This window comes from Deinococcus aerophilus (genome assembly GCF_014647075.1).
GTDB classification, from domain to species: domain Bacteria; phylum Deinococcota; class Deinococci; order Deinococcales; family Deinococcaceae; genus Deinococcus; species Deinococcus aerophilus.
This window is the reverse complement of sequence record NZ_BMOM01000002.1, coordinates 228,496-234,777: the sequence shown is the minus strand read 5'-3', so window position 1 is coordinate 234,777 and position 6,282 is coordinate 228,496. Positions and strand designations below refer to the sequence as shown.

General features: G+C 68.1%; 4 protein-coding genes. All 4 read left to right on the top strand.

Going from position 1 to position 6,282, the window contains the following annotated elements; translation table 11 throughout:
- Positions 1-166 precede the first annotated feature (166 nt).
- The 4 genes from IEY21_RS02505 to IEY21_RS02490 all read left to right on the top strand — a co-directional run bounded on the left by IEY21_RS02505 (position 167) and on the right by IEY21_RS02490 (position 6,230).
- Positions 167-1,186 (top strand): ROK family protein, encoded by a 1,020-nt coding sequence (locus IEY21_RS02505; protein WP_188900997.1) that lies wholly within the window; start codon positions 167-169, stop codon positions 1,184-1,186.
- The gene (locus IEY21_RS02500) at positions 1,176-2,585 is read left to right on the top strand and encodes an argininosuccinate lyase (RefSeq protein ID WP_188900995.1); all 1,410 of its coding nucleotides are present in this window, start codon (positions 1,176-1,178) and stop codon (positions 2,583-2,585) included. The genes IEY21_RS02505 and IEY21_RS02500 overlap by 11 nt, the downstream gene beginning before the upstream one ends.
- Positions 2,582-4,846 carry a PIG-L family deacetylase gene (locus IEY21_RS02495; RefSeq protein ID WP_188900993.1) on the top strand — a complete coding sequence of 755 codons (2,265 nt, stop codon included), beginning with the start codon at positions 2,582-2,584 and terminating at the stop codon, positions 4,844-4,846. Before IEY21_RS02500 ends, IEY21_RS02495 begins: the two co-directional genes overlap by 4 nt.
- A 142-nt stretch (positions 4,847-4,988) precedes the next feature.
- Positions 4,989-6,230: an extracellular solute-binding protein gene (locus IEY21_RS02490; RefSeq protein ID WP_188900991.1), complete on the top strand. Its 1,242-nt coding sequence runs from the start codon at positions 4,989-4,991 to the stop codon at positions 6,228-6,230.
- Positions 6,231-6,282 lie beyond the last annotated feature (52 nt).

Below are 6,282 nucleotides of genomic sequence, written 5' to 3'. Positions count from 1 at the left end.
CGATATAGACGCCTCCGCACTGCGGACACTTCAAACCGTTCATGCTTCATTGAACACCCGTCATGCTCGGAAGTCCACTACCTCAGAGTGGGCGACGTTGCGTTTCTACGAACACAGCGGTACAGTAATCCCGATCGTTAATAAAGTTTCTTATCTAGGAGATGCGATGGGTCAGCCGCGCGAGCTCCGGCGTCTCAACCGCCGTGCCGTTACACAACTGCTGTTCTCGGAAACCGGATGGACGCGTCCCCAGCTTGCCGAGCAGACCGGTCTGTCCAAGGTCACCGTCAATGTCGTGGTCCAGGAACTGCTGAACCACGGCATCGCCCGGCTGTCCATGTCCCCGGATCACGGCGTGGGCCGCACCCCCCACCGGGTCGAGTTGCGCCCGGAAGTCGGTGCCGTCCTGGCCATCGACCTTCAGCCCACACGGATCCAGGTGAACCTCAGCGGCCTGACCGGCCGCCCTTCCGAGGAGCGGCAGATCCACTGCGCCGAGGGGGAGCTGACCGAGGTCCTGATGGACGTCTTCCGGCAGGCACGCTCGGGATCGGTCTTCGGGCCGCTGCGGCACGTTCTGGTCGGCCTTCCGGCTCCCGTGGACCCGCAGGGTCAGGTCCGGGAACCCAACGTGACCCGTCACCTTGACGTGCGGCGGATCACAGCCTTTCTGGAAGACGCCGACGTGACGTATACCTTTGTGAACGACGCGAATCTGGTCGCGCTGGCCAGCACCCGGGAAACACGCGGCCTGAGCCATGTGGCCGTTCTGGTCGAGCGGCCCAGCGGCACCGGCATGGGCCTCGTGCTGGGCAACGAACTGTACCGGGGCATGCACGGGCGCGCCGGAGAGATCGGGCGCTCCCGCTGGCCCACGCTGCGCGGCCCGGAGCCCCTGGAAAGTCTGCCCGGCCGTGAGCGGCTGGACGCCACGGCGTTCATGCTCGCCGGCCTAGTGCATACCCTGGACCTGCAGCATGTGGTTCTGGGCCTGCCGCGGGACCGCGGCCTGGAACTTCAGGAAAAGCTCGGCGCACTGCTGGACCTGTCCGTGACCACCCACCTGCTTCCCGATGTCGACGCGGCGGTCCTGCGGGGCGCGGCCGTGCTGGCCCGCGAGCAGGCGCAGGAACGTCTTCTGGCGCGTGTAGAGGACCTCAAGGGAGACAACACCGATGTGGCATGACACCTATCTGCGGACCGTTCTGCAGCCCGATTACGACTACGCCAGCGAACATCTGCTGCCCCACCTGTTCGACGCCCTGAGCGCCCACGCCCTGATGCTGGACGGCTGCGGCGTGGCGCACGCGGGCGAGGCAGCCATGCTGCTGCGCGACCTGCGCCGGGAGCCGTTTCCAGCCTATGACCCCAGCATCGAGGACGTGTTCTTCACGCTCGACCGGACGCTGGCGGCCCGTGACGCGGACGCGGCAGGGGCGCTGCGGACGGCGCTGTCGCGCAACGATCTGGACATGACCATCTATCGCCTGAGTGCCCGGCTGCGCCTGATGCGGGCCATGGAGCGGGTGTTGCGGCTGCGGCGCACGCTGCTGGACCTCGCCGCGCGGGAGATCGACACCGTGATTGTCGCGTACACCCACCACCAGCCGGCCCAGCCCACCACCCTGGCGCACTACCTGACGGCGGTGGAAAACGTTCTGTCCCGCGACAGCGCGCGAATGCTGGGTGCCCTGGCGCACCTGAACATCAGCCCGATGGGCGCGGTGGCGCTGGGCGGCACCAGTTTTCCCATCGACCGAACGCGCACCTCGGCGCTGCTGGCCTTTGACCGGCCCATCGAGAACACCTACGATGCTGTGAGCGCCAGCGACTGGCAGGTGGAGATCGCCAGCGTGATCACGGTGGTGTCCACGACCCTCTCGAGGGTGCTGTACGACCTGCTGTTCTGGGCCTCGCGCGGGCTGCTGTCGCTGGAAGACGGGCTGGTGCAGGGCAGCAGCGTGATGCCGCAGAAGCGCAATCCGGTGGCCCTGGAACACGCCCGGACCAAGTTCAGCAAGGCCATCGGGGTGACGCAGAGCGTGATCATCAGCAGCCATAACGTGCCGTTCGGGGACATCAACGACCCTGGCCCGGACATGCAGCCGCCGCTGACCAGCATGTGGCACGACTTCCGCGATGGCCTGGAACTGATGATCGCCTCGCTGACCAATCCCAGGCTCAACCGCGAGGAATGGCTGCGCGAAGCCCAGCAGGGCGAATCGGTGGTCACCGAGCTGGCCGACGTGATCGCCCGCCACACCGGCTGCGGCTTCCGGGACGCGCACGCCCACGTGGCGGCGCTGCTCGCACACCTGCACGCCCAGGGCCGCGCGGTCAGCACCTTGACCGCCGCGGATCTCGGGGCAGTGGGCCTGCATCTGCCGGAAGCCGAGGTGCAAAGCGCCCTGAACCCGGCGGAATTCATCGCCCGCCGCACCACCTTCGGCGGCCCCGCTCCGCAGGTCATGGCCGGGGAACTCCTGGCAGCCCGCGAACGCCTGGACACGGACCTGGCCCACCACGACAGCCTCACCACCCGCTTTATGAATGCCCGTTCGTACCTTGAAGGAGGTTCGTTATGAGAAAACGTTGCTGGTCCGCCGTGCTGCTGTCCCTGCTGGTGGGTGCCGCAAGCGCACAGACTGCGCCTGCGCCCGCTCCCAACCCCATCCAGAGTGGCCCCGCTTCCTACGGCGGCACGGTCAGCGGCCTGGACCTGATGGACGTGGACCTGATGTTCATCGGCGCGCACCCGGACGACGACAGCGGCGTGGGCGGCATCCTGGCCCGCTACCTGCTGGACGGCGGCCTCAAGGGCACCGTGGTCACCCTGACCGGCGGCGAGGGCGGCGGCAACGCCACCGGCCGCGAGACCGGCCGCGCCCTGGGCTTGATCCGCGAGGAAGAAGAACGCCGCTCGCTGGCGATGCTGGGCGTGGACAGTCCGCACTTCCTGGGCCTGCGCGACTTCTACTTCACGCTGTCGGCCGAGGAGACGCTCGAAAAGTGGGGCGGCCCGGCCTTTGTGTGCGACGTGGTGCGGCTGGTGCGGGTGCGCCGCCCCGAGATCATCGTGACGATGTGGCCCGGCCCCGGCACGCACGGCCAGCACCAGATGGCCGCCCGCGCCGCCACGCTGGCCTACAACTCGGCCGGTGACCCGAAGTCCTGCCCCGAGCAGCTGGCCGAGGGCGTGCAGCCGTTCACGCCGCTGAAGCTGTACTACTACCCCAACAGCGCGGCCGAGGCCACCGTCAAGATTCCCACCGACGACGTGTCGCGCACCGCGCGGCTACGCTACGCGGACCTCAAGAGCATCGCGCAGCACAACTACCGCTCGCAGGGCTGGGACACCACCTCCACGCTGCCGGCGCGGGCAGCCAATCCCGAGTCGTTCATGCTGGTGGCCTCGCGGGTGCCCACGCCCGCCCGGGAAACCTCGCTGCTCGGCGGGGCGCTGGCCCCCAGCGGGTCCTCGCCGGCCGGCGTGCGGCTGGAAGTGCAGCCCGGCGCCTACGACATCGGTGCGGGACAGGCCGCGCCCGTGACGGTCACCCTGATCAACACCACCGCCCAGCCCATGACCGGCGTCACGCTGGCCCTGAATGCGCCGGACGGCTGGACGGTCTCGGCCGCTCCGGCCGCCCGGACCCTCAAGCCCGGTGAGTCGGCCAGCGCCACCTTCCAGGTCATGGCCCCCGCCGGGGCCGCCGCCGAGCGCAGCGCCCTGACCGGCAGCTACCGCGCCGTGCAGGACGGGCAGGCCATCACCGGGCGTGCCGGCACCTTCGTGCGCCCGCTGCCCGCCGTCGTGGCCACGTTCGCCCCCACCTTCGACGTCGCCGCGTACCAGGACTTCGCGCGGCAGACCGGCACCGACTGGGTGATCGGCTCGCTGCCCACCCGTCTGGCGCTGGCACTGGGGCAGAAGACCCCGGTCAGCGTGACCGTGACCAACCGCAGCGGGGCCGCCGTGAACGGCAAGGTAGAGCTGAAACTGCCCGCAGGCATCACGCTGTCGGGCGACACGGCCTACTCGCTGGCCGCCGGACAGAGCAAGACGCTGACGTTGCAGCTGCAAGCTGTGGCCGCCGCGCTGCCTGCCGGACGCCAGAGTGCGCTGCTGCCGGTCAGCCTCAGCACCGGCAACTTCACCGACACCGCCAACGCCTACGTGCTGCCCAGCCTGACCATTCCGCGCCTGAGCAAGGCGCCGGCCATTGACGGCGACCTGGCCGACCTGTCGGCGGGCGCCGACGGGCAGATCAGCCCGGAAGACCTGTGGTGGCGGGCCAAGCCCGACGGTGCGGCGGATGCCAGCGCCCGCTTCAAGCTCGGCTACGACGACACGTACCTGTACGTGGGCCTGAACGTCAAGGACGAGGTGGTGGCCTGCAACATCGCCCCCGACGACGTCAAGGCCCAGCTGCGCTCGGACGCGATTGGCGTCACCGTGGACCCCAGCGGCACCAGCCGCGACACCGGCACCACCATGCAGGCCGCCGCCTTCCCCTGCACCACCGACGGCTTTGGGGCGCGCGGATTCCGCGACGCCGACGCCCGGCAGGGCGTGATGGAGGAAACGGCGCCCGGCATGCAGGTGGCCTCCAGGAAGGTGGACGGCGGCTACACCATCGAGTTCCGCCTGCCGTGGGCCGCCATGCCCAAGGTGCCCAAAACGGGCGACACCATCGGCCTGAACCTGGTGATGTACGACGGCGACACGGCCGACGCCCGTGTGGGCGCGAACATCAGCCAGAGCGGGCTGGCGTGGGCAGCCTTCTCCTGGGGCGGCAAGCAGGCCCTGCCCTACCTGTGGCCCCGCGTGACCCTGGGCAAGTAACCGGGCGTTCCCGCCAGGAGGAGGGGGAATGGAGAAACACCGTCCACACAGATTGCCGGCCAGCTCTCCTTTCCACTCCTGCCCGACGTATAGTTTAAATTCTCAAGTACCCCTCATTTCACGCCCAACCGCAAGGAGATCCATGAAAAAGTTGCTTACGCTGGCCCTCGGCCTGTCCCTCGCCTCCGCCTCGGCCGCTCCCGTAACGCTCACCTACTGGCAGTACGACTACGCCAGCAAGGTCAGCACCATGAACGAGCTGATCAAGAAGTTCGAGGCTGCCAACCCCGACATCAAGATCAAGCAGGAAACCTTTCCCTACGACGCCTACAACCAGAAGGTCGCCTCCAGCGTTCCCGCCGGCCAGGGCCCGGACGTGGTCAACCTGTTCTACGGCTGGCTGCCGCAGTACGTGGACAGCGGTTACCTGCAGCCCCTCCCCGCCAAGGACTTCCCGATCAAGAAGATCGAGAGCGACTTCGTGCCGATGATCCAGACCAGCAAGATGGACGGCAAGTACTACGCCCTGCCCATCTCGGTGCGCACGCTGGCGGTGTTCTACAACAAAGACCTGTTCAAGGCCGCCCGCCTGACCCCCCCGCGCACCTGGGAAGACTTCATCGCCGCCGGGGCAAAGATCGTCAAGGGCGCGCCGCCGCGCTTCACCACCCTGGGCTTCGGCATCCAGCCCGACGGCCAGGACTACCACATGGTCCGCGAGGTGCTCGTGCGGCAGTTCGGCGGCACCCCGTACAGCAAGGACGGCAAGACGGCCACCTACGACAGCGACGCCGGGCGCAAGGCCATGGCCTTCTACACCGACCTGCAGACCAAGTACAAGCTGGGCGTGCCCAACTTCTTCCCCGGCAACAACAGCTACCGCGACGCCTTTATCGCCGGCAAGGTCGGCATGATCATCGACGGTTCCTTCGCCATCAACACCATCAAGAACGGGGCCAAGTTCGAGTGGGGCGTCATCCCGCTGCCGGTGATGAAGGACAACGGCGTCCGCAGCAACTTCGGGTCGTACTGGGTCAACGGCATCACCAAGAATGCCAAGGGCGAAAAGCTCGACGCGGCCGTGAAGTTCCTCAAGTTCCTGACCAGCGAGACCACCCAGCGCACTTGGCTGGACTCGGTGGGCGAGATTCCGGCGAGCCGCAAGCTGGCGGGCGACGCGTCGCTGCGCAAGGACCCGGTGTTCGGGGCCTTCGTGGGCTCGCTGCCGTTCGCGCACTCCACGCTGTTCGTGGACGAAGCCGGGCAGCGCAAGGCCTGGGTGGACGCGATCAACACGGTGCTGCTCAAGGGCGCCAAACCGGCCGACGCCATCAAGCAGGCCGCCGCCGACGAGCAGAAGATCCTCAACAGCTACTACAAGTAAGGCGTTCGGCGGCCCGCGCCGCCGCCTCCCCTCCGGCGCCGTCCGGGGGGAG

Coding starts and splice junctions, on each gene's coding strand:
- IEY21_RS02495 (WP_188900993.1), top strand. CDS start 2,582: ATGAGAAAACGTTGCTGGTCCGCCGTGCTGCTGTCCCTGCTGGTGGGT.
- IEY21_RS02505 (WP_188900997.1), top strand. CDS start 167: ATGGGTCAGCCGCGCGAGCTCCGGCGTCTCAACCGCCGTGCCGTTACA.
- IEY21_RS02490 (WP_188900991.1), top strand. CDS start 4,989: ATGAAAAAGTTGCTTACGCTGGCCCTCGGCCTGTCCCTCGCCTCCGCC.
- IEY21_RS02500 (WP_188900995.1), top strand. CDS start 1,176: ATGTGGCATGACACCTATCTGCGGACCGTTCTGCAGCCCGATTACGAC.